The 21,184-nt window shown below is 49.4% G+C and carries 20 protein-coding genes and 1 pseudogene; 11 read left to right on the forward strand and 10 right to left on the reverse strand.

What is annotated here, in order from left to right; all coding sequences use genetic code 11:
* Positions 1-131 precede the first annotated feature (131 nt).
* A pseudogene (locus AGRI_RS14070) lies at positions 132-440 on the forward strand (response regulator); the annotation flags it as partial.
* Between the two features lie 255 nt (positions 441-695).
* Here AGRI_RS14070 and AGRI_RS14075 read toward each other — a convergent pair.
* The 4 genes from AGRI_RS14075 to AGRI_RS14090 form a co-directional block, all read right to left on the reverse strand.
* Positions 696-1,970 carry a tyrosine-type recombinase/integrase gene (locus tag AGRI_RS14075; protein WP_008985556.1) on the reverse strand — a complete coding sequence of 425 codons (1,275 nt, stop codon included), beginning with the start codon at positions 1,968-1,970 and terminating at the stop codon, positions 696-698.
* A gap of 12 nt (positions 1,971-1,982) precedes the next feature.
* On the reverse strand, positions 1,983-3,260 hold the full coding sequence (locus AGRI_RS14080; protein WP_008985557.1) for a tyrosine-type recombinase/integrase: 1,278 nt from the start codon (positions 3,258-3,260) through the stop codon (positions 1,983-1,985).
* A 248-nt stretch (positions 3,261-3,508) separates the two neighbouring features.
* A complete protein-coding gene (locus AGRI_RS14085; RefSeq protein WP_008985558.1) occupies positions 3,509-4,261 on the reverse strand; it encodes a substrate-binding periplasmic protein in 753 nt (250 codons plus the stop codon).
* 98 nt (positions 4,262-4,359) lie between these two features.
* A complete protein-coding gene (locus AGRI_RS14090) occupies positions 4,360-5,724 on the reverse strand; it encodes a family 14 glycosylhydrolase (protein WP_008985559.1) in 1,365 nt (454 codons plus the stop codon).
* Between the two features lie 179 nt (positions 5,725-5,903).
* Here AGRI_RS14090 and AGRI_RS14095 point away from each other — a divergent pair, with 179 nt between their 5' ends.
* The 4 genes from AGRI_RS14095 to AGRI_RS14105 all read left to right on the forward strand — a co-directional run bounded on the left by AGRI_RS14095 (position 5,904) and on the right by AGRI_RS14105 (position 10,556).
* Entirely contained in the window at positions 5,904-7,007 is a 1,104-nt protein-coding gene (locus AGRI_RS14095) for an AI-2E family transporter (RefSeq protein ID WP_008985560.1), read from the forward strand.
* Positions 6,994-8,901 carry an alkaline phosphatase D family protein gene (locus AGRI_RS14100; protein ID WP_040292057.1) on the forward strand — a complete coding sequence of 636 codons (1,908 nt, stop codon included), beginning with the start codon at positions 6,994-6,996 and terminating at the stop codon, positions 8,899-8,901. The genes AGRI_RS14095 and AGRI_RS14100 overlap by 14 nt, the downstream gene beginning before the upstream one ends.
* Positions 8,902-9,011: 110 nt before the next feature.
* Positions 9,012-9,167 (forward strand): hypothetical protein, encoded by a 156-nt coding sequence (locus AGRI_RS16605; RefSeq protein WP_008609057.1) that lies wholly within the window; start codon positions 9,012-9,014, stop codon positions 9,165-9,167.
* Positions 9,168-9,173: 6 nt separating this feature from the next.
* Complete coding sequence (locus AGRI_RS14105) at positions 9,174-10,556, forward strand: GAF domain-containing sensor histidine kinase (RefSeq protein WP_008985562.1); 1,383 nt, start codon at positions 9,174-9,176, stop codon at positions 10,554-10,556.
* Here the strand turns inward: AGRI_RS14105 and AGRI_RS14110 are convergent.
* From AGRI_RS14110 to AGRI_RS14120, 3 genes are read right to left on the reverse strand one after another with little or no spacing between them, the layout of a single operon-like run.
* Positions 10,545-11,459, reverse strand: a complete 915-nt coding sequence (locus AGRI_RS14110) for a pirin family protein (protein WP_008985563.1) — start codon at positions 11,457-11,459, stop codon at positions 10,545-10,547. The two genes, AGRI_RS14105 and AGRI_RS14110, sit on opposite strands and share 12 nt — an antisense overlap.
* 20 nt (positions 11,460-11,479) lie before the next feature.
* A complete protein-coding gene (locus AGRI_RS14115; protein WP_008985564.1) occupies positions 11,480-12,361 on the reverse strand; it encodes a LysR family transcriptional regulator in 882 nt (293 codons plus the stop codon).
* 55 nt (positions 12,362-12,416) lie between these two features.
* On the reverse strand, positions 12,417-12,866 hold the full coding sequence (locus AGRI_RS14120) for a DoxX family protein (RefSeq protein ID WP_008985565.1): 450 nt from the start codon (positions 12,864-12,866) through the stop codon (positions 12,417-12,419).
* Between the two features lie 215 nt (positions 12,867-13,081).
* Here AGRI_RS14120 and AGRI_RS14125 point away from each other — a divergent pair, with 215 nt between their 5' ends.
* The gene (locus AGRI_RS14125) at positions 13,082-13,750 is read left to right on the forward strand and encodes a PilZ domain-containing protein (protein ID WP_008985566.1); all 669 of its coding nucleotides are present in this window, start codon (positions 13,082-13,084) and stop codon (positions 13,748-13,750) included.
* 79 nt (positions 13,751-13,829) lie between these two features.
* Here the strand turns inward: AGRI_RS14125 and AGRI_RS14130 are convergent, their stop codons facing one another.
* Positions 13,830-14,525, reverse strand: a complete 696-nt coding sequence (locus AGRI_RS14130; RefSeq protein WP_008985567.1) for a pirin family protein — start codon at positions 14,523-14,525, stop codon at positions 13,830-13,832.
* Between the two features lie 141 nt (positions 14,526-14,666).
* Here AGRI_RS14130 and AGRI_RS14135 point away from each other — a divergent pair, with 141 nt between their 5' ends.
* A complete protein-coding gene (locus tag AGRI_RS14135; RefSeq protein WP_008985568.1) occupies positions 14,667-15,515 on the forward strand; it encodes a DMT family transporter in 849 nt (282 codons plus the stop codon).
* A gap of 37 nt (positions 15,516-15,552) precedes the next feature.
* Here the strand turns inward: AGRI_RS14135 and AGRI_RS14140 are convergent, their stop codons facing one another.
* Positions 15,553-15,834, reverse strand: coding sequence for a hypothetical protein (locus AGRI_RS14140; protein ID WP_008985569.1), 282 nt, complete (start codon positions 15,832-15,834; stop codon positions 15,553-15,555).
* A gap of 191 nt (positions 15,835-16,025) precedes the next feature.
* On the opposite strand from AGRI_RS14140, the gene AGRI_RS14145 reads away from it, so the two are divergent.
* Genes AGRI_RS14145 through AGRI_RS14160 form a run of 4 tightly spaced genes read left to right on the forward strand, consistent with a single transcriptional unit; the run spans position 16,026 to position 19,103 of the window.
* Positions 16,026-16,928: a virulence factor BrkB family protein gene (locus AGRI_RS14145; RefSeq protein WP_008985570.1), complete on the forward strand. Its 903-nt coding sequence runs from the start codon at positions 16,026-16,028 to the stop codon at positions 16,926-16,928.
* A gap of 3 nt (positions 16,929-16,931) precedes the next feature.
* Entirely contained in the window at positions 16,932-17,387 is a 456-nt protein-coding gene (gene dtd / locus AGRI_RS14150) for a D-aminoacyl-tRNA deacylase (protein WP_008985571.1), read from the forward strand.
* The gene (locus tag AGRI_RS14155; RefSeq protein WP_008985572.1) at positions 17,372-18,274 is read left to right on the forward strand and encodes a bifunctional GNAT family N-acetyltransferase/hotdog fold thioesterase; all 903 of its coding nucleotides are present in this window, start codon (positions 17,372-17,374) and stop codon (positions 18,272-18,274) included. Before dtd ends, AGRI_RS14155 begins: the two co-directional genes overlap by 16 nt.
* A gap of 4 nt (positions 18,275-18,278) precedes the next feature.
* Positions 18,279-19,103 carry an NAD(P)H-binding protein gene (locus tag AGRI_RS14160; protein WP_008985573.1) on the forward strand — a complete coding sequence of 275 codons (825 nt, stop codon included), beginning with the start codon at positions 18,279-18,281 and terminating at the stop codon, positions 19,101-19,103.
* On the opposite strand, the gene AGRI_RS14165 is transcribed toward AGRI_RS14160, so the two are convergent.
* Entirely contained in the window at positions 19,100-21,121 is a 2,022-nt protein-coding gene (locus AGRI_RS14165; protein ID WP_008985574.1) for a methyl-accepting chemotaxis protein, read from the reverse strand. The two genes, AGRI_RS14160 and AGRI_RS14165, sit on opposite strands and share 4 nt — an antisense overlap.
* Positions 21,122-21,184: the final 63 nt, after the last annotated feature.

Raw genomic sequence — 21,184 nt, forward strand, 5'->3', positions numbered from 1 at the left:
TCCGGCCACCAACATTACATATTTGTCATTTTCTGGTCATGTTGTGGGCAGATTTCAGACTATAAAATTGATATTGACGACAATGAAATGGACTGGCTTCCTTGGCCTGAACTGTAGAGCGGAGTGGAACGATGAAGATTCTCATCGTAGAAGATGAAGTAAAAACTGGGGATTATATCCGGCAGGGCTTCATGGAATCCGGCTTTGTGGTAGATCTCGCCCGGACCGGGCTCGATGGTCACCACCTGGCGATTACCGGCTCGTATAACTTGATTGTCCTTGATGTAATGCTGCCTGATGTGGATGGCTGGCGAATTATGCAGTCATTGAGAGAGGCCAGATCCATCACGCCTGTGTTATTTCTCACCGCAAGGGACAGTGTAGAAGACCGGGTCAAGGGTCTGGAATTGGGAGCGGACGACTATCTGGTCAAGCCTTGGCAATCTATGGGTACAAATATTTGTGCTTTGTGCCTGAGGGTAGTTAACCTGCAAATTCGACTTAACTTTAAATGCTCCAAAGTTCGTCTCGCTTAACTCGTGCCGAATGTCCGCTTTCAGTGAAAAGCTCCGATTTAATCGAATCTCAGTGAATTTCTGCTATTGGCACAAAGTGACTTTATCTGCGATTTTTTATTATTTATTCAAGAAAAAGGTAAGCTTTCAGTAAAAATGATCTCTTCTTGTAAAGAAGTTTTAAACGTATCCGCGAGTCTTATAATTCTGATCCAAAAGTGAGTAATTTTTTATATTTAGCTCTTTCGCTTTTAAACTAAGCTGTCTCTGTTTAAGAGAATCTGGTTCTATCTGCTCATACACCACCCCACTAAATTCTTGCCTGAACATAGTCGGCAGTAAATGGCTATAAGTTCTGTCAATCATCTCAATGCTTGTACCACACTGTTTAGCCAGTGCTGCGTAATCCGCTTTGCTTTTCAGGTTCCAAGTAATATACGAGTGACGAAGTGAATACAGTGTGCGCTCACCATATGGGCTTTGTCTTAGGTTCAGCTTTTCCAGCACATAGGTGAATTTCTTGCTGAGACTTTTAGTGCTTGATCCGTCTGCAAGCACGAATACCAAGTCATCTGCTTTTCTGTCTGGAAAGCGTTCTACCAACTGTTCTAGGTTAGCCACAAAGTCGCTTCGCACAACAACTTGCCGAGTGCCAGTATATAAAGTGGTTTTGCCTTTACGAACTGCTACGGTAATTTCTGGTACACCGTCTACCAATTTAAAACTGATGTCGCTCCACTTAACATTTTCAATTTCAGTACCTGGCCGCATACCCGTTGCCAGTGCGAAGTCGATGTAGTCTTCCATCAGCTCCAGCAGCATTTTACTTTTCTTGTTTTTAGTTCGCTGCATCTCTTCATTTATGAAGTCTGATATTTTGCGATACTCTTCCCAAGTAAAAGCGGCACGACGTTCTTGCCGTTTGCCGTCAGTCTCAAAAGTTGGGATATGGTATTTAGTGATTTGGCCTTTTCTTAACGCCTTTTCATAAACTTTAGTTAGAACGGCATTATGGCTTTGCAATGTTGATTTTGAGGGTTGTCCACCAAACTTTGTCTCGCGCCAGCGATGAAAACTGTCCATATCAGATTGTGTGATCTGATCAATCCGCTGGTCTTTAAAAAATGGGATATGGTAGTTAAGTAGAATGCCTTTATAAATGGAGTTGTTCTTCTTGGAAACGCCTTTGTTTATTAAAGCTTCTAATTCTGAGATGACTTCAGCAGCAAGCTTATCAAAAGGCTGCGCACCAGCAGCAATACCAAGTTTCACTTCAGCTCGACGCTTATACATTGCGTCAATGGCTACCACTTTTGCTTTTTCTAGTTCAGTCTCACCAGTTGAGAAGGTGATATGCTTTTTATCGACTTTAAAGCGGGCGTACCAGCGCTTTGAATTGGACTGAGTATAAAGGTATAAACCCTCCATAACTGCAACTCGTTCCTGATACGCCAACGCTGCCTCCTGCTAGATGTAGCCTCTATGCTTGTAGTTATAAGCCCATTCATTTATTCGTTGTTGTAACTGCTCGTCATAAGTTACATCTTCAAATTGTCGAACGACTCTTTCTTTTGTTTCCAGCTCGATCCCTGACAACTGTCGACCGAACATTCTTGGGATGACATGGCTATAGTGTTGCTCAATCATTTGAATGCCAGTGCCACACTGCCGCGCTAACACATCAATACTGACGTTTTGTGCTGCCAATTCCCATGTAATGTAACTATGTCTAAGAGAATATAAACTTCTTTCACCATATTGTGAATTCTTAAGTTCAATCATTTCTAATGCCGCATCAAAGTGTCTGTTCATCTCCCTTGAGGTTGTTCCATCTGAAAGCCGAAAAAGTCTGTCGTTACCTGTTCGGTTTTGGAAACGTTCCGACAAACGATTAAGCACTTTGACTATTGCTGCCTTACAAACGATCTCACGTGTGCCAGTGTACTTAGTGGTTTTGCCTTTTCTTACTGTGACATAAAAGCGCATTTGTGTTTCATCCCGTTCAGGGTGAAGGTCTGCCCATGTTAGGTTATCCATCTCTGATCCAGGGCGCATACCGGTTAGGATCGCGAAATCCATATAATCAACAAGTAGCTCTCGTAGCTGGCGCGTTTTTTCCTTGCGACTTTCTTTCCCCATTTGAATAACTTGTTCTCTAACTCGCGCATATTCATCAATGGAAAATGCAGCGCGTCTTGAGCCACTAGCACCTTTGTTTTCTAATGTTGGCACTTGGGAAACCAACATGTATTTTCGTCTAACTGCAAAATCAAACACCATTTGTAGTGCTGAGTTATGATTTTGCACAGTGGATTTAGCGGGTATTCTGCCAAGCTGTTTCACTCGCCATACGTCAAAATCATCAAGTTGATCGGCATTGATACGAGTTATATGAGTATCGCCAAAGAAGGGGATGTGATACTTGTTCAGCGCACCAATGTAGTCATCGTAAATGACTTTACCTGTGCCTGTTGCCTTTGCGACTTTCATTTGCTCAATAACTTTCTCGGCAATAAATGCAAAACGCTTTGATTCAACAACAAAGTTATTTGTTTCAAAACGAATTTCAAATTCAATCAAGAGACGATGTGCTTTAGCTATTGCCTGCGGTAAATCAGGAGTTTGAGTGGATCGAATGATATAGGTTTTGTCCACTTTTAAGCGTACAATCCAGTTATAACAGTTCGATTGTTTGTAAATTTTTAGGTTAGGTGCAAGTGTGTGTTTCTCAAGGATTTTTGCCATGATATGACTCCTAAATCCGGAACACCTTTTGTGAAGTTTTTTCAAAGGTGGAGGATTTATATTGTTAAGCTACTGAATTTATAGCAACAATATCTTATAGTCATTTCATTCAAAATCCGCCGGGGGAAACTCCGTGTCGGTTCGAGTCCGACCCTAGGCACCAAACAATATGTTACGGCCACTCTCATTTTTTACGATGTCGTTGAGCATTCACATATCAGCGTTCAGGCTGCTATAGCAGGCAGCGACTACTCTTTGCGAACTGCTGGTTGGTAACGCAACAAAATCCTCTGGATAGTGCCATCATCTATCATTAACTGCAGCGTTTGCTGCACCCGACTTGCTAATTCTGGCTGATTAGGGTTAATCGCGCAGTAGACGTTATCTGGTGCTGCCCAAAGCGGGTCTGCATGCAAGCCCTCACTATTAAATTGTTGCTGATGATATTCATAAGCCCGATCCACAGTCAGTACCGCATCAAGTCGCTGTTTTTGCAGCCGCATCAGATTGCTTTGTAGTGAGATGGCGTCATCCCGAATAATCAGGCGCTGTGAAAAGACTGCATCAAATTCAGGGTAGCTGAAACCACGGTCGGTGCCGACCCGCTTACCCAATAGATCAGTGAGCTGGGTGATAGAAGGGCTATGACTTCGTCTTACGATAACCTGGCGCGTTGTAAAGAGGCTGGGACTCCAAGCCAAAAGCTCTGGCTGCTCAACCCATGCCGGACTCAGAAAGCAAGCGATGTCAGCTTCGTCACGAAGTAACCATTGTTCCACCCGTCCCCGGGGTAAAGGTAAAAAGTTCAGGGTAAGTGTGCTGCGGCTGGCAAGAGCTTCAAGAATATCTTTGCTGATCCCCCCAGCTAGATCGCCACTCTCGTCAAACAGTGCATAAGGGGGCGCGTTAGAGCTACTGACAATAGCCCGCAGTGAGCCGGTATCGGCGACGACCGGCGCCGAGGTTAATATCAACGAACTAATCAATAACAAGCCGCGCACCAACACCTCAGATGAATACCGCCGCACTTTTAACTTAGCATGCTATATCCGAAAAACAAGCGAAGTCTAATTCGGCTAACTATTTCAATAAAACATGACTAAAATCCCGGCTGCAGCTGTTGTAGGGTAGCTACAGCTAACGGATTCTCGACGATGTCATTAAGGCGCAATAACGTCAGTCCCTGATAATTGCCATTTCGTAGCACTTGTTGCAGGTTACTCCAGCCCTCGGCATGATAGAGACCTGCGGCGAGCGCATTTTCGCCTTTTAATATAACACCCTGTCTACGTGCTTCTGCACCAATCCAGTTCACCAGTGTGCTTGGCATAGAACCTGCCTCACCCTCTGGCTCATCAGACATTTCGAGCGCGGTAAAATGCACTACAACTTTGCGCTGTTGTTTGGCTTTCGGAGCTGCCAGAGCGATTATTTGCTGATAACCCGGCTCAGGTGTGGAACTGAAGGCGGCATTCGCATCAATAATACCGGCCGCTAACTCTGCGGTACGAGCGCCAATGTCAGAGTTGATTGTCCAATGAATACCGGGGATTTTAAAACCCAATGGAATTTCGGCTGGTAGCTGTTGGAAAGCGTATTCTGCATAGCGCAACATCCTGGCGCCGTGCGCCACCAGTGCTTGGTGATACCATTGCAAAAAGTCTTGCCTGGATGGCTCGGTCAGATGTTGGTTGCTTGCTATCGCCTGGTCCCAGGACATTGGGAGTGCTATCTCTGCGAAGTTTTGATAAGCGGTGCCCCAGCCTGAGTTGAGTGTGGCGATGCTTTGATAGCGTTGCTCCAGCCAGTGTTGGAAGTCAGTTCTGCTCAATAAAGAGTAAGCCTGAAAACGTCCGCGTGACGGAAAAGCCGCCGCAACGCCATCATGGCTGTTATATGAAGGGTAGCGTAACTCACCGGCCGGCCCCATAGAAATATTCAGTTCAACAAAGTCTGTGGCTATTGTCTGATATCGCGTTGCGAAAGCTTGCATAAACTCAATATATTGGGTTTTTACCAGTTCATCTGACCATAGTGACAGGGTTTCATTGGCCGTATTGCCGTCTTCGCTTTGATAGCGTAAATCGTCAGGCGCAATCCCCTTTCTTTGATAATGTGTCCAAATCCAGCCAGGTAACGGGATATCGCAGTCGTCACCCACATTACCGCCGCATTGATGAAATGCCATAATGGGGATAATTTTTAGTCCGGCAGCGCGAATATCTGAAAAAACATCATCATAGTACTGCCAGACAAATTGTTGGTCGCCGGCTTGCTCTACCAGCCCCCACCAAACATCTACTGAGATTGCTGTTATTCCAAGTTTTTTTGCGACCTTGAGTTGATGCTGAAATTCACTGCGCTCCCTGACAATTAAGGGCGCCATGGCATTAATCTCTGGTAATGCCTGTACCGGCCATGTTAAACAAAATAACAGTGAACAGAACAACATCACTTTACGCATGACAGCTTTCCGTTAACTAAAGACCCGATACTCTAGGCCGAAAAGTCACTGCTGTCAAAATGGCGACTTTGCCAACCTCGCCAGAGTCTGGCACTGTGTTATTATCAATTCTGTTTTCCAGAAACTACGCCATGTTATGGTAGTTACTGAGAGTGTCAGAGCTTAATCCGGGTATCCTTATGTCACAAATTTTCAGCAATGTTGCCGTTAGCAGAGCGTTATTGCTCCTCATTCTGGCGGCAGGGGTGTATTTTTTTATTGGCTTTCTGGTACCGGTGCTGGCGGCGCTGATTATTTGTTTTGCCAGTTGGCCGGTATATCAGCGGTTAGTCAGGCAGTGTGGCAATAATACAACCCTTGCCGCGACGCTGGCGCTGATTCTGATTGTATTGTGTCTGGTGGTACCGCTAACCTGGGTGTTTAGTTATGCGATAGCGGAAATGAAGCTCTGGATGAAATGGTTATTGGCAGCGAATCAATCGGGAGCGCCAGTACCCGATTGGATTGCCGCGTTACCGGGTGTAGGAAGCTGGCTGGCGCAAGTCTGGCAGGATTATTTAAGTGAACCTCATCAATTGGGGCATGCAGTTAGTGTGATTAGTGGTGAACACCTGAGCGGGATCTCGCGTACTGTATTAAATCTGGGCTGGCAAACGGCCGGCGCTTTGTTAACCATTTTATTCATGCTGATCACACTGTTCTTTCTTTACAAAGATGGCGATAAATTTGCGGGTCAGTTAGATACGGTCGGGGAGAGAATTTTACCTGCGCGTTGGCAGCGTTTCTCCCGGGTGGTGCCTGCCACCGTAAGCTCTACGGTGCTGGGCATGACCGTGATTGCGATTGGTGAGGGGATAGTGCTAGGTGTCGCCTATTGGATTGCCGGGGTGCCGTCGCCGGTGGCTTTTGGTGTGATCACCGGCTTTATGGCGTTGATCCCAGGTGGCGCGCCGCTGGCCTTTACACTGATCTCTTTATATCTGGTTGGCATCGGCGACCTGACTGCGGGTATCGCGCTGTTTTTGTGGGGCAGTGTCGAGCTGTTTATTGTTGATAAAACCATCCGGCCGACTCTGGTCGGTGGGCCAATTAAGCTGCCTTTTTTACCTACTTTTTTTGGTTTAATCGGTGGGGTAAAGACTATGGGGCTGGTCGGCTTATTTATTGGTCCGGTGCTAATGGCGCTGCTAGTGGCAATGTGGCGTGAGTGGTTACGGGAAGTGCCGCCGGCCGCTGAGGTAACCGAGGTAAACTCCAGGGTAGAGGTGGATGGCAGCAGTTAAGGTTTGGGCCGGGCCCATTTTAAGGCGGTTGACGCCAGAGAGGTTGACGTTTTGGCTGGCAACCGATGCCCCAGTAAGGCTCGATCTCACGCTCACACCACAAGATGGCGCAGCGATTAGACTTTCGCAAGATCATTTAAAAGCCGGACATACCGAACTTAAAGCCGGTGCCAAGCTGTACTTTCAGTTGCTGGATATTCACCTGCCAACCGCCTTGCCAACCCAGCAGCCAATTTACTACCAGTTATTATTAAACGGTGAGCGCTGGCAGCAGTGGGCGCCGGATCTGTGCTTTGCCGATCAGCCTGAGCCATTTTTTGTCTTACAACCTGATGTGCGGCAACTGTTGCACGGCTCCTGCCGTAAACCGCATCATCCTGCTGCTGATGGTTTGCTGCAGGTGGAGCAGTTACTGGCCGAGACGGCGCCAGAGCAGTGGCCAGCGCTGTTAATGCTAAGTGGCGATCAGATTTATGCTGATGATGTGGCCACACCTATGTTAGTTGCCATCCACCAATTACTGCCGCAACTGGGCTTGCCAGATGAAGCGCTACCTTGCAGTGAAGTCGCCAGTGCCGGTGCATTGCATCAGCAGCAGCCTTATTATTTGAAGCGGGAAGCCCTGTTACCGGATAATAAACTTAGCCGCGATATGGTGACTAAGGTATTCGGTGGAGTACGTAAACCGGTATTTACTTCAGACTCAGCCCATAATCATCTGATTAGTCTGGGTGAAGTGCTGGCAATGTATTTATTGGTTTGGTCGCCGCAGCCCTGGCAACAGGTTCTGGCGAGCGGGGGATGGCCAGCTGCGCCGGAACTGGACGCACAGCTGCAACAACAATATCAGCAACAGCAACAGATATTGCAGCAATTTGTTGATGGGTTGCCGCGGGTTAGAAGAGCCTTGGCGCATTTACCGGTGGCGATGATTTTCGACGACCATGATATTACTGATGATTGGAATTTAACGGCGGCTTGGGAGCAAGCTGCTTATAACCACGATTTTTCGGCACGGATTATTGGTAATGCCTTGTTGGGCTACCTGATGTGTCAAGGTTGGGGTAATTGTCCTGAAGCCTTTAGTGCGGACTTGCTGCAACAGGTACAGCAGGTGCTGGCGCAGCCGGGGCAGGACTTGCACGATAAATTACTGCAGCAGTTATTTCGTTTTAATCAATGGCAATACCAGTGGCCGACCGAGCCGCCACTGCTAGTGCTGGATACCCGCACTCAGCGCTGGCGCTCCGAGCGCTCGCTGGAAAGTCCGTCTGGGTTGATGGATTGGGAAGCCATTACCGATTTGCAGCAACGCCTATTGGGGTTAGAGGCAGTGATTCTGGTCTCGCCGGCACCGATTTTTGGTGTAAAGTTAATTGAAAGCATTCAGCGGGTATTTGCCTGGTGTGGTAAGCCGCTGTTAGTTGATGCAGAAAACTGGATGGCTCACCCGGGTGCCGCCCATGCCATGCTCAATTTGTTCCGGCACCCGAAAACGCCGCGACACTTTGTTATTTTGTCGGGTGATGTGCACTACTCCTTTGTTTACGATATCAGGTTAAGGGGTAAAAGACGTGGACCTGACTTGTGGCAAATTACCAGCAGTGGCCTGAAGAATGAGTTCCCCAAAAAACTGCTCGATGTTTTTGATCGCTTAAACCGTTGGCTGTACTCGCCACGCTCGCCATTAAACTGGTTTACCCGCCGCCGTCGGATGCAGGTAATACCTCACAAACCGGAAACGGCCGATCCCGGCGAGCGGTTACTAAACGCTTCTGGAGTCGGACTGGTCACCCTCAATGCTGATGGTTCGCCACGAGAGGTCATGCAGCTGTGTGCCGATGGGCGTAAGATTCGCTTTGTGTTACGTGAAGAGGAAGGGCGCTGGGAATAATCAGTGCTGCTCCAACTTGCCAAATCAGCTAAACCTTATACACTGATAAAGCGCGTAAATTCGCTTCTTATAATAATTAAAAGAAAACAAACAGATAGGAATATGCTGCTATGGGTGCACTCACTAAATCGCTGCAAAATATCAGCGTGCGTACCAAATTATTAACCGGTTTTCAGGCCAGTGAGCAGACTGCGATGGCCAGTACCAACCTAAGCCAGCTGGGTAATGATTTACAACAAGTCGCGGCACGCTTTCGGGTAGCCTAGTCGCCGATGCTGAACGATTTACTGGAAAACTTGCTGCTGTCGTTATCGATGGATCCGGTGTTAGATAGCGGCGATAAAGCGCAAGCAGAGCTGCGGTTATTACAAAGCTGTTTACAGGGACTAGACACCAGCCGTGCTAGTATCTGGCTTTATAATGCCGGGGGTGATGCGATGCATTGCCAGCGGCTTTGTAAACGCAATAACAGCCAAATTACCGAATTACCAATTTTAACCCGTGCACAATTCCCTCACTATTTTGCTGAGCTAGATAAGAAAAGGGTAATTATTGCAAGCCATGCGCGTTCAGATCCCGCAACCTCAGAATTTACTGAGTCTTATCTGGTGCCGCAGGATATTTGGTCAATGCTGGACGTGCCCTTGCGTTATCAAGGCGAAGTGATCGGCATAATTTGTTGTGAGCATACCACAGCTCCACGACAGTGGAGCGACGGAGATGCCAGTTTTGTTGCCGCGTTATCGGATTTATATGGCAGGGTATGCGCAGCGGTAGATCGGGTGCGTTATCAGCAACAACTGGAGCAGGCAAATGAGCGTTTGGAAAGCCAGGTAGTAGAGCGTACCGCCCATTTACAGCAAACACTGGATCAATTACGACAAACTCAGCAGCATTTAATTGAATCAGAAAAAATGGCATCGTTAGGCAGCTTGGTTGCAGGTATTGCGCATGAGGTGAATACTCCGGTGGGTATCGGTTTAACCGGCATTTCGCATTGCAGTCACTTATTAAACTCTGTACAGCGAAGCATTGATAACGGTACCTTGGGGAAAATGCAACTGCAGAAAACCTTAGCGGAATTACAAAACTCGGCCGGCCTGGTTGAGCGTAATCTGATTCGTGCAGCCGAGTTAATCAGCCAATTTAAACAAAGTGCTGTTGACCAGTCACATTACGAGTTGCACCGATTCGCAGTTGATGACTATATTTTGGATGTCGTCAATACACTGCTACCGTTCTGTAAACAGCATCAGGTGAAGCTTGAGCTAGCCTTGCAAAGCGGGATGACCTTAAGCTCTTACCCCGGGGCCATAGCGCAGGTGCTGACCAATCTGATTACCAATGCTTGCATCCATGCTTATGACGGCTTTGCCCGGGAGACGGTTCGAGTGATTGCCATAGAGAGTTCGATGCTGTCTTCCGGGCGTGCGCAAATTCGGGTAACTGATAATGGCTGTGGCATCCCAAAAGACGCACAGCAGCGGATCTTCGAACCCTTTTTTACCACCCGACGCGGTCGCGGCGGCACGGGGCTTGGGCTTTCAATAGTGTATAACATTGTGCAGAAAAATCTGCAGGGCGCGATCAGTGTGGTCTCTAAACCAGGTATTGGTACCCGGTTTAGTGTCCGGCTTGATGACTTAGCCCGGTAACGGAATAAACTCTTCCTCATCGCCAGGAACTTTGGCAAAGCGTCCGGCTTGCCAGTCGGCTTTGGCCTGCTCAATCCGTGCTTTACTGCTGGAAACAAAGTTCCATTCGATAAAGCGTTGGCCAATGCTCTCGCCGCCAATCAGCGCCAGCTGACAGTCAGTGCTGGCGAAAACTTCCAGCTCAGTCTCAGCGCTTAATACCACCAGTTGTTGTGCCTGAATGCGGCTTCCTCGCAGCGTCAGTTCGCCGTGCGTTAAATACAGCGCCCGCTCAGCGGCTGGTGGCAGTTTCAACGTTTGCCCAGCCTGTAAACGAGCCTCCAGATAGAGCGTTTCGAAGAAGGTTTTTACTGGCGAGGTCACACCGTATGCCTGACCAATCATCACCCGAACTGGCACGCCAGCCAGCTCCAGGGTTGGAATACTGTCAGAGGGATAATGATAGAAACCAGGATCACATTCTTCGTCGGCTTCTGGCAGCGCCAGCCATAACTGCAAGCCATGCAAAGGATGTGCTTGTTGGTGCACTTCGGGCCGTTCACGTTCAGAGTGCACGATGCCACGCCCAGCGACCATTAAATTAATATCACCTGGCTGAATTGCCTGATAACTGCCCAGCGAGTCGCGGTGCAGAATTTCGCCGGCAAACAGATAAGTCACTGTTGCCAGGTTGATATGAGGGTGGGGTCTGACATTAACCCCGCTACCGGCCTCAAACTGCGCCGGGCCCATTTCGTCGAAGAAGATCCAGGGACCGACATTACGCTGCTGCCTCACCGGTAGACAACGACGCACGGTAAAACCACCGAGATCTTTGGCTTTAGGTTCGATAATCATCGCGATGCCAGGGCAGCTTTGCCCCAGTTCACAATCCGCATCAATCTGTGGTTGTTGATTACTCATTATTTGCTCTCCATGGTCTGTTAATCATTACTCAGGTAGCGTAAGTGACCTAAGAAGCTACGTGCTACCGGGCCAAGTGTATCAGCATCATTAAAATTCAAATAAAAAGTGAAGGTACGGCTGCTGCCACGGGGGAGTTGTAAGGGTAAGAGTTCACCGTTATCCAAAAAGGGTTGCACGGCGTGCTTAGGTAACCAGGCGAAGCCCAAATTCTTACGTAATAACTCAATTGACGTTGCAACATGGCTGACAGTCCAGCGTTGTTCTGATCCCAACCAGCCGACATCTTTCTTCTGATGCTGTGCCGAATCACGTAACACGATTTGCCGGCACTGTTTCAACTCTTCCAAAGCCAGCTCCCGTCTTGGCTGAGTCAGGGGGTGTTGCGGCCCAGCCACGGCAATAAACTCGATTTGACACAGGTCCTCATTCAGATTATCCGGCAAGGTAAAAGGTGAGACCGCGATTTCTGCTTTACCCTGGCTCAGTAACTCGTTGGCGCCAGACAAGATAGTCTCCAGTAATTCGATCCGGATCAGCGGGTATTCCGCCGAAACGGCGGCCAGGGTCTGATAGAGAATATCGCGCGGGAAAGCCTCATCCACGGCAATACTCAGTTTGGATTCTACGCCGGCTTTTAAATTCAGTGCGACATTTTCCATCCGATCTGCTTCGGCCAGCAAAAAGTTAATCCGGCGTAATAATTGTTCACCGGCAGCGGTAAGCGTCGTTTTCCGGCCTTCCACCTGAAACAGCTGGACATCAAGAGTTTGTTCCAGTTTGTGCACAGCGTGGTGTACCGTAGACTGGCTCTTATAGACAACTTCAGCTGCCTGATGGAAACCACCATGTTCGGCGACGGCTTTAAACATCCGCCATTGTTCCAACGTTGAACGTGCCATCTGTCGCTCCTGCAAAAGAGGCAGTTTGCCGGCTTAGGCAAACTGCCTGGCGAAGTTAGTGCTTGCGGCTGATTAACGCATCGACAGATACTTTACCCGCCCCGCTGAACAGCAAGGAGACACTGGCTGCTAATAACGCTAAGCCAAACTCGTAGCCATTGTTGCTCATAAACAAACCGTTTTCAAAGTGTACGCTAAAGATGGCAACCAACATGGCGAATGCCAGTGCCGCCGCAGCAGGCCGGGTTAAGAATCCGAGGATCAACGCCAGACCGCCAAAGAACTCTGCCGCGCCCGCCAAAAAGGCCATTACCACACCAGGTGTTAAGCCAATACTGTCCATCCAGGCGCCTGTGCCCGCTAAACCGTAACCGCCAAACCAGCCGAACAGTTTTTGTGCGCCGTGAGCCGCAAAAATAATCCCAACCGGAACCCGCAGCGCTAAGGCACCCCAGCCAGCTTGGGTAGTCGTAATTTGTTGAATTAACGCTGTCGCTTTGTTCATATCGGTAACCTCAAGTTAAGTGAATTTTTTACTGTTGTCGAACTAACTGCTGTCGATGAGGTAACTATAGTGCAGATTGTTGATTGTTAAAATTGGATATAATTTATCATTTTGTTCTTATTTTTAGAATTAATGGCTAAGCCAAAGTCTTATAGGTAGTATCCGCAACTTTTGTTAGACTCAATTAATGGTCTTTCGGGATGTCAGGCTGATAGATGAAAATAGAAAGCAAAGGTTCGGTAACGCTGGCAGAGTTGGAGCCAGACTCGGCATTTTGGCAGGCGTTTAATCTCGGGCTTCGGCTAGAAGTCCAGTTATTGGTTAACTCGGCGTTTCGGATCCGGGCTGAGTTAGTCGGTTTCGAAAAGAAGCAATATCTGCTTGTCAGAATCGCTGCGACTGAACCGGCACTGCCAAAAAATATACTGTCACAGAAAACAGGTTTAATTTGCCGTTTTGTAGCAGAGGCCGAGCAGGGAAGGGTTTATGCCTTTAAATCTGAAATTTTAAATGTCATAAGCCACCCATACCGGTTGTTGGTTATTCGCTATCCGGAAGTGGTACAGTACTTATCACTGCGCTCTGATAAGCGCAACCCGGTGCGCATCCCGGTTAAGATCCAGCTGGCAGCCGGCGAGCAAATTGAGGCGGAATTGTTAGATTTGTCGGTAAAAGGCGGCTTATTGGCCTTAAGCCAAGAGGCTCCGTTAATAGGGCGCGGCGAGCAGTTAAGTCTGTTGTTACCTGACACTTTGCCGCCGGTCGCGGCCATGGTGAAACGCAGTACCCGACCCACAGGTACGGTGCGGCTTGGCTTAGAGTTTGCTCAGGCGCTGCCGTTAGCCAGCTTTGAACGTTTGATGCAGCTTAGTCACGACAAGTAGCGTTATGGTTACAGGCGCGCTCTCAGTGTCTGCAGCTCTGTGTTAGCCCGCTAAGGTCGGGCTAACAGGCAATCTCGTGTTACAGCGGTAAATCAAACCATAGCGCTCGCAGCGGCCCCTGCGTTACCACGCCCTGCAGCTTGTCGACAGCTGCGATCTTTAAACCATCGCCTGCTGCCAATGTTACATTCGCCAAGGCCAGCTCACCCTCTATCAGATGCAGATAGTAAGCGCGACCGGCTTGTACCGGAAAATCTAATACTTGCTCTTTGGTTAACAGCAGCTGTGCCAAAGCGGCATCCTGCTTGATGCGCAAGGTACCATCACGACCATCTGGGGTGATCACCCAGGTTAAGCCAGCCTGGTTACCAAAGTCCTTTTGCTGATATCCTGGCTCACCATCGCGCAGATTTGGTTCGATCCAGATTTGCAAAAACTTTAGGATCTCTGTCTGGCTGGCATTATATTCGCTGTGATAAATGCCTTTGCCGGCACTCATTAACTGGAATTCACCGGCCGGCAAAATTTCTTCATTACCGGCAGAATCTTTATGTGCAATTTTCCCGCGCAGCACATAGCTGATAATTTCCATATTGCGGTGACCATGGGTACTAAAACCGGCGCCGGGTGCTACCTCATCATCGTTGATTACCCTTAATGCTGAGAACCCCATTTGCTGTGGGTTGTAGTAATCGCCAAAGGAAAAGGTATGCTGGCTTTTCAGCCAGCCAAAGTGGGCACGGCCACGTTGATTAGCGCGAATAATCTCTAACATCGGTACCTCCGGATGTGATAATACTGCACAACGAGCGGTAAGCTGCATCTACAGCGGTAGTCTACCAGGCTGAATAAAACGAATATATCGAATAAAATTCTATAATAAATTCTTTAAAATAGAACATGGCAGGGGCACACTTTGACATTTTGGCGCATACTGATTCTGACTGCGTTATCCATTCTGGCGTTTGCCGGCAATAGTTTATTAAGCCGGGCCGCCTTTACGCTTACCGAGATCGATGCGAACAGTTTTACCCTGGTGCGTCTGACAGCGGGCGCCCTGACATTACTGTTCCTGGTTTGGTGGGGACAGCGCCAGCTAGGCATCGCCGGGTCCTGGCCCGGTGCCCTCAGTTTGTTTGGTTATGCCATCTTGTTCTCCTATGCGTATCTGCAGTTAGATACGGCAACCGGTGCGTTAATCTTGTTTGCTGCCGTACAACTGACAATGTTGTTATATAGTGTCAGACAGCGTGAGCAGGTTACTCGCTGGCAATGGTTGGGGGCACTAATGGCCCTGTCTGGTATGGTGTATTTACTCTTGCCAGGTGCAGCGGCACCTTCTGCCGGTGCCGGATTACTGATGATTGGTGCCGGGATGGCCTGGGGCCTGTACTCGCTGTTAGGGCGAACCGGCGGGCCGGCATTATTAGTTACTGCGGGTAATTTTGTACGTAGCGTGCCATTAGCTAGCGTTATCACTCTGCTTGGCTGGCAATATTGGCAGTGGGATCTGTCTGGTGTGTTGCTGGCTGTGGCTTCAGGTGCATTAACTTCAGGTATTGGGTATGCGATCTGGTATCGGGTGTTGCCGGCATTATCGGCGATGCAGGCGGCTTCGGTACAATTAGCGGTACCAGTTGTTGCAGCATTACTCGCGGTCATTCTGCTTGCTGAGCCTATGCACAGCAGGTTGCTGGTTGCGGGGGGGCTGGTATTGTCGGGGCTGGGCTTGGTGTTGTTGTGCGCACACCGTAACAGGAGCTAGGATGTGGCAGCGGCAACTGCCACATCCCCGGCGATGTTTAACCGCCCACTGGTGCTGTCATGCTGCTACGCTGCATACGGGCGGCTTCAGCCCGGGCCGCTTCGCGATCACGCTCAATTTGCTCTACGGTACGACAAACCCGTTCACCAATACGCGAACCTGTTGGTTTTTCAGTGTGACAAATGTGAGTGACTTCACCATTCTCATTAACGATGGTCTGGCCGGTTGATTTCCGAGCGGAGCGATTCTCGTCCGTTGAGGCACAACCAGCAACCATCAGCGCCATGATACCGGCTAACGCCAGCGTTGCTAATTTCATGTTGGGTTTCCTTTTTGGGTTAATCCGGGTACAAAGATAGCGGATCTTGCCGCTGGATGCAGCTAAAATAGCCGATTCGTTACATTTTTTTACAAATAAACAGCAAATGCGAGTGGCTGGTTTGCACTGATCTTTTCCAGTATCCTTTTATTTCGGGCGATGCGATGAAAAGCGACGAGCATGGAGTTTTTATGCAATTTTCTGGCTGGCAAGGCTATTGGCGACAAAGTATCGACTTTGGCAAAGCCTATTGGCAGCGTTGTCAACAAGATCAGATCCAGGTAATCGGCGGTTATCTGACCTATATTTCGTTACTATCGCTGGTGCCGCTGGTGACAGTGATGTTTGCGATGCTCAGTGCTTTTCCGATGTTTGCGGAGTTTCGCGCGAATATGGAGCAGTTTATCTATGCCAATGTCATTCCGTCGCGCGGAGATGAAATCCAGGCTTATCTCACGCAGTTTATCGGTAATACCGGTAGCATGACGGCAGTCGGTATTCTGGCGTTGGTGATACTAGCGCTGTTGCTGATCCATAATATTGATAAAACCCTGAATAAAATCTGGCGGGTGACCAGCCGGCCTCGGCTGGTGATTTCGTTTTCAATTTACTGGATGATCCTAACACTAGGGCCGATTTTATTTGGTTTGTCGATTGGCGTAACCTCTTATCTGGTGCGTTTAAGTGCTTTTGCTGACGATTATACGCCCGGCTTTTCGACGCTGGTGCTGGAGCTGGTTCCCTATCTGATGTCGCTGGCAGCGTTTTTTATCCTGTATCTGGTGGTACCAAATCTTAAAGTTCGTGTTAAGCATGCACTATGGGGCGCCTTACTGGCGATGGTATTGTTTGAGTTTTCCAAATACGGTTTTGCGTTGTATGTAACCCATTTCACAGCCTATCAAACCATTTATGGCGCTTTAGCTTTATTACCGATCTTATTTGTCTGGGTACACTTGTCGTGGATGGTGGTATTACTCGGTGCAGAGCTCACAGCCTTATTGCAACAGCGTGAGAGCGGGCAATGTCGGGAAGATGAAGTTTGTCCGGTACCGGAACGTGCGGTCAACGCAGTTGAAACTGAAACAGAGTAGTCAATGAAAGCATTAATTCAGAGAGTCAGTCAGGCCAAAGTTGAGGTCGCCGGCATTAGGGTTGGCGCAATCGAACGGGGTTTATTGGTGTTATTGGCGGTTGAAGCCGGGGATTGCGAAGCCGATCTGCGAAAATTGGCAGAGAAAGTTTGCCGTTACCGGGTATTTAGTGATGACAACGGTAAAATGAACCTGAATGTACAGCAGGCTGGTGGTGCCTTACTGGTGGTGTCACAATTTACCCTGGCAGCGGATACCCAATCCGGGCTGCGTCCCAGCTTTACACCCGCAGCAGCACCGGCATTGGCGCAGCAGTATTATCAGGCATTTTGCACTTACTGCCGTGAGCTGGGGCTTCAAGTTGCAACTGGCCAGTTTGCTGCCGATATGCAGGTTAGTCTGACCAACGACGGCCCCGTTACTTTTATGCTGGAGAGCCGCTCATGGCAAAAACCTTAACCCTGGCTAGTCCGCAAACTCCGGCACAGTGGCAGGCCTATTATCAGCTGCGTTGGCAGGTGCTGCGCGCACCCTGGCAGCAACCACCGGGTTCAGAGCAGGATGAGTTGGAGCAAAGCAGCTTTCATCAGATGCTACTTGATGCGCAGGGGCAGGTCGCAGCTGTCGGGCGTTTACATCAAGTTGATAATGAGACTGCTCAGGTCCGCTATATGGCGGTGGCTGAGTCATGGCAGGGCAAAGGCGCCGGTAGCCGTATTTTACAGGCACTAGAGCAGCAGGCTGTGCAGCTGGGGATGAAATATATCGTACTAAACGCCCGCGACAGCGCGCTGGCATTTTATCAGCGTCAGGGGTATCGGGTCGTCGCAACAGCGCCGACCCAGTTTGGTATTACGCATCAGCGGATGCAAAAGCAGCTCTGTTTGGCCGGTAGTCCTGCAGACTGGCAACACTGGTGCCAAAGCCTGCAACAAACCTGGCACAGCACTATTCCGCTCAGTGCCTATATGCAACTGCAGATTGAACAATGTGATGGTTATCAGCTGCAATGTACGGCGCCGCTGCCACCCAATATTAATCTGCATCAAACCATGTTTGCCGGCAGTATCTACACGCTGGCGACGTTAACCGGCTGGGGTATGCTGTATTTACAGTTACAGAGTCTGGGCCTGCATGGCGCACAGGTGCTGGCCGATGCCAATATCCGCTACCTGAAACCCATTCGCAGCCAACCCAACGCAGTGTGTAAAGTTGCGGCAGTATCTGGTGATCTAACGCCATTGGCTGCAGGCAAGCGGGTAAAGCAGCAAATTAATGTCCAGCTGTTTGCTGAGGGTGAGCTTTGCGCGGAATTTAGCGGCCTGTATGCGGTGTTGCCGGAGTAACGGAATGGCAGAAAAAGTACTGATTATTGGCTGTGGCTGGCTGGGGCAACAACTTGCGCCGGTGCTGGCAGCAGCAGGTTACCAGGTTTTTGGCAGCCGCCGCACCCAAGCGGCAGCAGAGGCGTTGCCGGCGCCGCTCCAAGGTATCGCCCTGGATTTTCAGTCGCCCTGGTCTGCTGCACAGTTGGCGCTTTTTCAGGATGCCTGGCTAATTTGCACTATTCCGCCCGGTGCTCGGCAAGGAGGAGTGTCGGACTATCCGCAGGTATTACAACAACTGGCGCAGTTAGCCCAGGCTGCAGGGATAAAGGGCGGGATCCATATTAGCTCAACCGGTATTTATCAGGGGCTCAGTGGCGTCGTTAACGAGCGGAGCGAGCTGCAACTGACTCAGCCACGGGTAGCCCTGTTGGCAGCCGGTGAGCAGGCGCTGCAACAGCAGGATAACTGGCTAACGTTGCGCTTATCCGGTTTAATGGGGCCGGGCCGGCATCCTGGTCGCTTTGTCCAAGGTCGTGTACTGAGCGGGGCGATGCAGCCGGTCAATATGGTGCATAGTGCCGATGTGGCGGCTGCCGTGTTACAAATTCTCAGCCGCTGGCCCTTGCCCCACGCCTGCTATAACCTGAGTTCACCACAGCGGGTAACTAAAACAGAATTCTATCAGGCGGCAGCTAAAAGTTTAGGCCAGGTCGCAGACAGTATCGACCTGAGCGGGCCCGCAACCGAGCCGGCGCGGCAGGTGAGTAGTAGCGCTTTTTGTCAGGATAGTGGTTTTGCGTTTCGCTTTGCCGATGCCAGAGCCGCGTTAGCCTATTGCCCGGATTAAATTTTAAAACGGGCAGCTGCACTCTGAAGTTGCGTCGCCAGGGTCGCGACTTCAGCACTATTGCTCAGCGTTTGTTCAGCCTGATTGGCGCTTTGCTGCGCCAGGCCAACCATCTGGTGCATACTGTCGTTGATCGCCTGGCCAAGCTGGCGCTGACTGCTGCTGGCCTGATTGACGGCACTACTGATTTCCAGCGTCGCGCTCATTGCTTCAGTAACCTGACCTAAGGCCTCGACTAACGCTGTCATCGTTTGTACACAGTCTTCGGCATCTTTATTACCGCTAAGTACGGCGCTAACTGCTTGGCTACTTTGTTGTTGCAAATGCTCAATCATTTGCCGGATCTCGCGGGTTGCTTGCTGAGTACGGCCTGCCAGCGATCTGACCTCATCGGCTACCACCGCAAAACCACGTCCTTGCTCACCGGCGCGTGCCGCTTCAATAGCCGCATTCAAGGCCAGTAAATTGGTTTGTTCGGCAATGGCGCTAATGGTGGTCAGGATGCCGCCAATATTGGTCGACTCGTCATTGACCTTGTGCATAATGGCGCTGGTACTAACCAGCTGTTGTGCGAGTTTATTGATGCGCTGATTATTATCGGCCGCCAAGCGACTAATTTGCTGGCTTTGTTGCAAGGCTTGCTGCATCGCCTCGCCGGCGTCAGCAGCATGGTTGGCGACTGCTGCAGTACTGGTAGCAAGTTGTTCGGTAATTTGATTAACACTACTGATTTGCTGTTGTTGTAAATGCAGTGACTGATTGATCTCACTGACCGCCTGAGTGGAACGATGAGATGTAGTATTCAGTGCGGCCGCATTTTGCTGGATATTGGTTAGCAGACTGCTTAGTGCTGTGATCAGACTATTGACCTTTTCTGACAGAGCGCCAAATTCATCTTGTTGCTGAATTTTTAGGGTGCGGGTCAGATCGCCTTCAGCAGCATAGCCCAACACATGGTTGATACCAGCCAGTGGTTTGAGCATGGCACTGATCGTAAAGTAAGCGGTGGTTGCAGCCAGAATAATCAGTATCAGCATAATTAACCAGGTACGCTGGCTACCTGAGCTTAGGGCGCCGGTAAGCTGCTGTTGTAAGCTATTAAATTGCTGGTCTGCTGCCGCTACCACTTTACCTAATAGCACCAGTGCCTGCTCGGCTTGTTGTTCGGCGTTTTGTAACTCTGCTCTGGCGCGTTGTTGCTCCGCCATTTGTAGCTGTTTCAGCTTTACCAGATTAGTGTCTTTTGCCAGCTGTGTTGTTAATTGCTGCCATTGTTCAGCGAATTGCTGCCACAAACCATCGGTGTTAATACCATCGGCTAATTGAGCCAGATAGTCGACGTTAACCTGCATATCGCTGAGGGCAAAGCTGATGTTATCTTTGTTGCGCTCAAACTGCGCATATTCACTATAACCCGCGGTTTCCCTAAGTGTGTTAACCAGCCCGACGAGTTGGCCATCGAGGCGGGCTGCGGTACCGGCGATAATCTCGGCAGTTTGGCGGTTACGCGGTAACTCTAGTTCGCTCAGTTCAATCAAGGCTGCACCGGCCTCGTCCAGCAAAACTTCCAACTGAGCGAGCTCCTCGGTTAGCTCGGACTGATGATTGAGGCTTTGCAAGCGGGCATTAAACATCTGTGTGGTGGCGGCTATAGATTGATTCGCATGTTGCGTGGCACTATCCAGACTTTGTTGTAACTCGCCACCTGCGCTCAATTGCGGAAAGTTTGCTACCAGTTGACCAAATTGTGCTTGTTCTTGTAAAAAGTTCTGCTGGTAGCGTTGGATCTCGGACAGCTGTTCGGCAGTAAAGCCTGAGGCTGTTAGTCTGGCAAGGCGTAGTAACTGAATTTGTGCCAGATTGCTTTGTTGTTGTGCGGGTACCGCCAGTTCGTTTACTTGGGTATTAGCGTTGGTAATGCTGCGGAAGCTACTTAGGGCAGAAAGGCTGGCAATTAGCAATAACAGCGTAATAAAACCAAAGCCAATAATAACTTTATGCGCAACTTTTAACTTCATAGCGTAAGCCCCTGTCTGGCCAGATTTCAGTATAGTTATAGTTTGATAATTGCTCTCTGGCTG

It is taken from the genome of Alishewanella agri BL06, assembly GCF_000272005.1.
Lineage (GTDB): Bacteria > Pseudomonadota > Gammaproteobacteria > Enterobacterales > Alteromonadaceae > Alishewanella > Alishewanella agri.

Excerpts from the sequence above, each read along its gene's own strand:
- AGRI_RS14145 (WP_008985570.1), top strand. The coding sequence starts at position 16,026 with ATGCAATTTTCTGGCTGGCAAGGCTATTGGCGACAAAGTATCGACTTT.
- AGRI_RS14105 (WP_008985562.1), top strand. The coding sequence starts at position 9,174 with ATGCTGAACGATTTACTGGAAAACTTGCTGCTGTCGTTATCGATGGAT.
- AGRI_RS16605 (WP_008609057.1), top strand. The coding sequence starts at position 9,012 with ATGGGTGCACTCACTAAATCGCTGCAAAATATCAGCGTGCGTACCAAA.
- AGRI_RS14130 (WP_008985567.1), bottom strand. The coding sequence starts at position 14,525 with ATGTTAGAGATTATTCGCGCTAATCAACGTGGCCGTGCCCACTTTGGC.
- AGRI_RS14155 (WP_008985572.1), top strand. The coding sequence starts at position 17,372 with ATGGCAAAAACCTTAACCCTGGCTAGTCCGCAAACTCCGGCACAGTGG.
- AGRI_RS14110 (WP_008985563.1), bottom strand. The coding sequence starts at position 11,459 with ATGAGTAATCAACAACCACAGATTGATGCGGATTGTGAACTGGGGCAA.
- AGRI_RS14115 (WP_008985564.1), bottom strand. The coding sequence starts at position 12,361 with ATGGCACGTTCAACGTTGGAACAATGGCGGATGTTTAAAGCCGTCGCC.
- dtd (WP_008985571.1), top strand. The coding sequence starts at position 16,932 with ATGAAAGCATTAATTCAGAGAGTCAGTCAGGCCAAAGTTGAGGTCGCC.
- AGRI_RS14090 (WP_008985559.1), bottom strand. The coding sequence starts at position 5,724 with ATGCGTAAAGTGATGTTGTTCTGTTCACTGTTATTTTGTTTAACATGG.
- AGRI_RS14160 (WP_008985573.1), top strand. The coding sequence starts at position 18,279 with ATGGCAGAAAAAGTACTGATTATTGGCTGTGGCTGGCTGGGGCAACAA.
- AGRI_RS14100 (WP_040292057.1), top strand. The coding sequence starts at position 6,994 with ATGGCAGCAGTTAAGGTTTGGGCCGGGCCCATTTTAAGGCGGTTGACG.
- AGRI_RS14080 (WP_008985557.1), bottom strand. The coding sequence starts at position 3,260 with ATGGCAAAAATCCTTGAGAAACACACACTTGCACCTAACCTAAAAATT.
- AGRI_RS14140 (WP_008985569.1), bottom strand. The coding sequence starts at position 15,834 with ATGAAATTAGCAACGCTGGCGTTAGCCGGTATCATGGCGCTGATGGTT.
- AGRI_RS14125 (WP_008985566.1), top strand. The coding sequence starts at position 13,082 with ATGAAAATAGAAAGCAAAGGTTCGGTAACGCTGGCAGAGTTGGAGCCA.
- AGRI_RS14095 (WP_008985560.1), top strand. The coding sequence starts at position 5,904 with ATGTCACAAATTTTCAGCAATGTTGCCGTTAGCAGAGCGTTATTGCTC.
- AGRI_RS14120 (WP_008985565.1), bottom strand. The coding sequence starts at position 12,866 with ATGAACAAAGCGACAGCGTTAATTCAACAAATTACGACTACCCAAGCT.
- AGRI_RS14165 (WP_008985574.1), bottom strand. The coding sequence starts at position 21,121 with ATGAAGTTAAAAGTTGCGCATAAAGTTATTATTGGCTTTGGTTTTATT.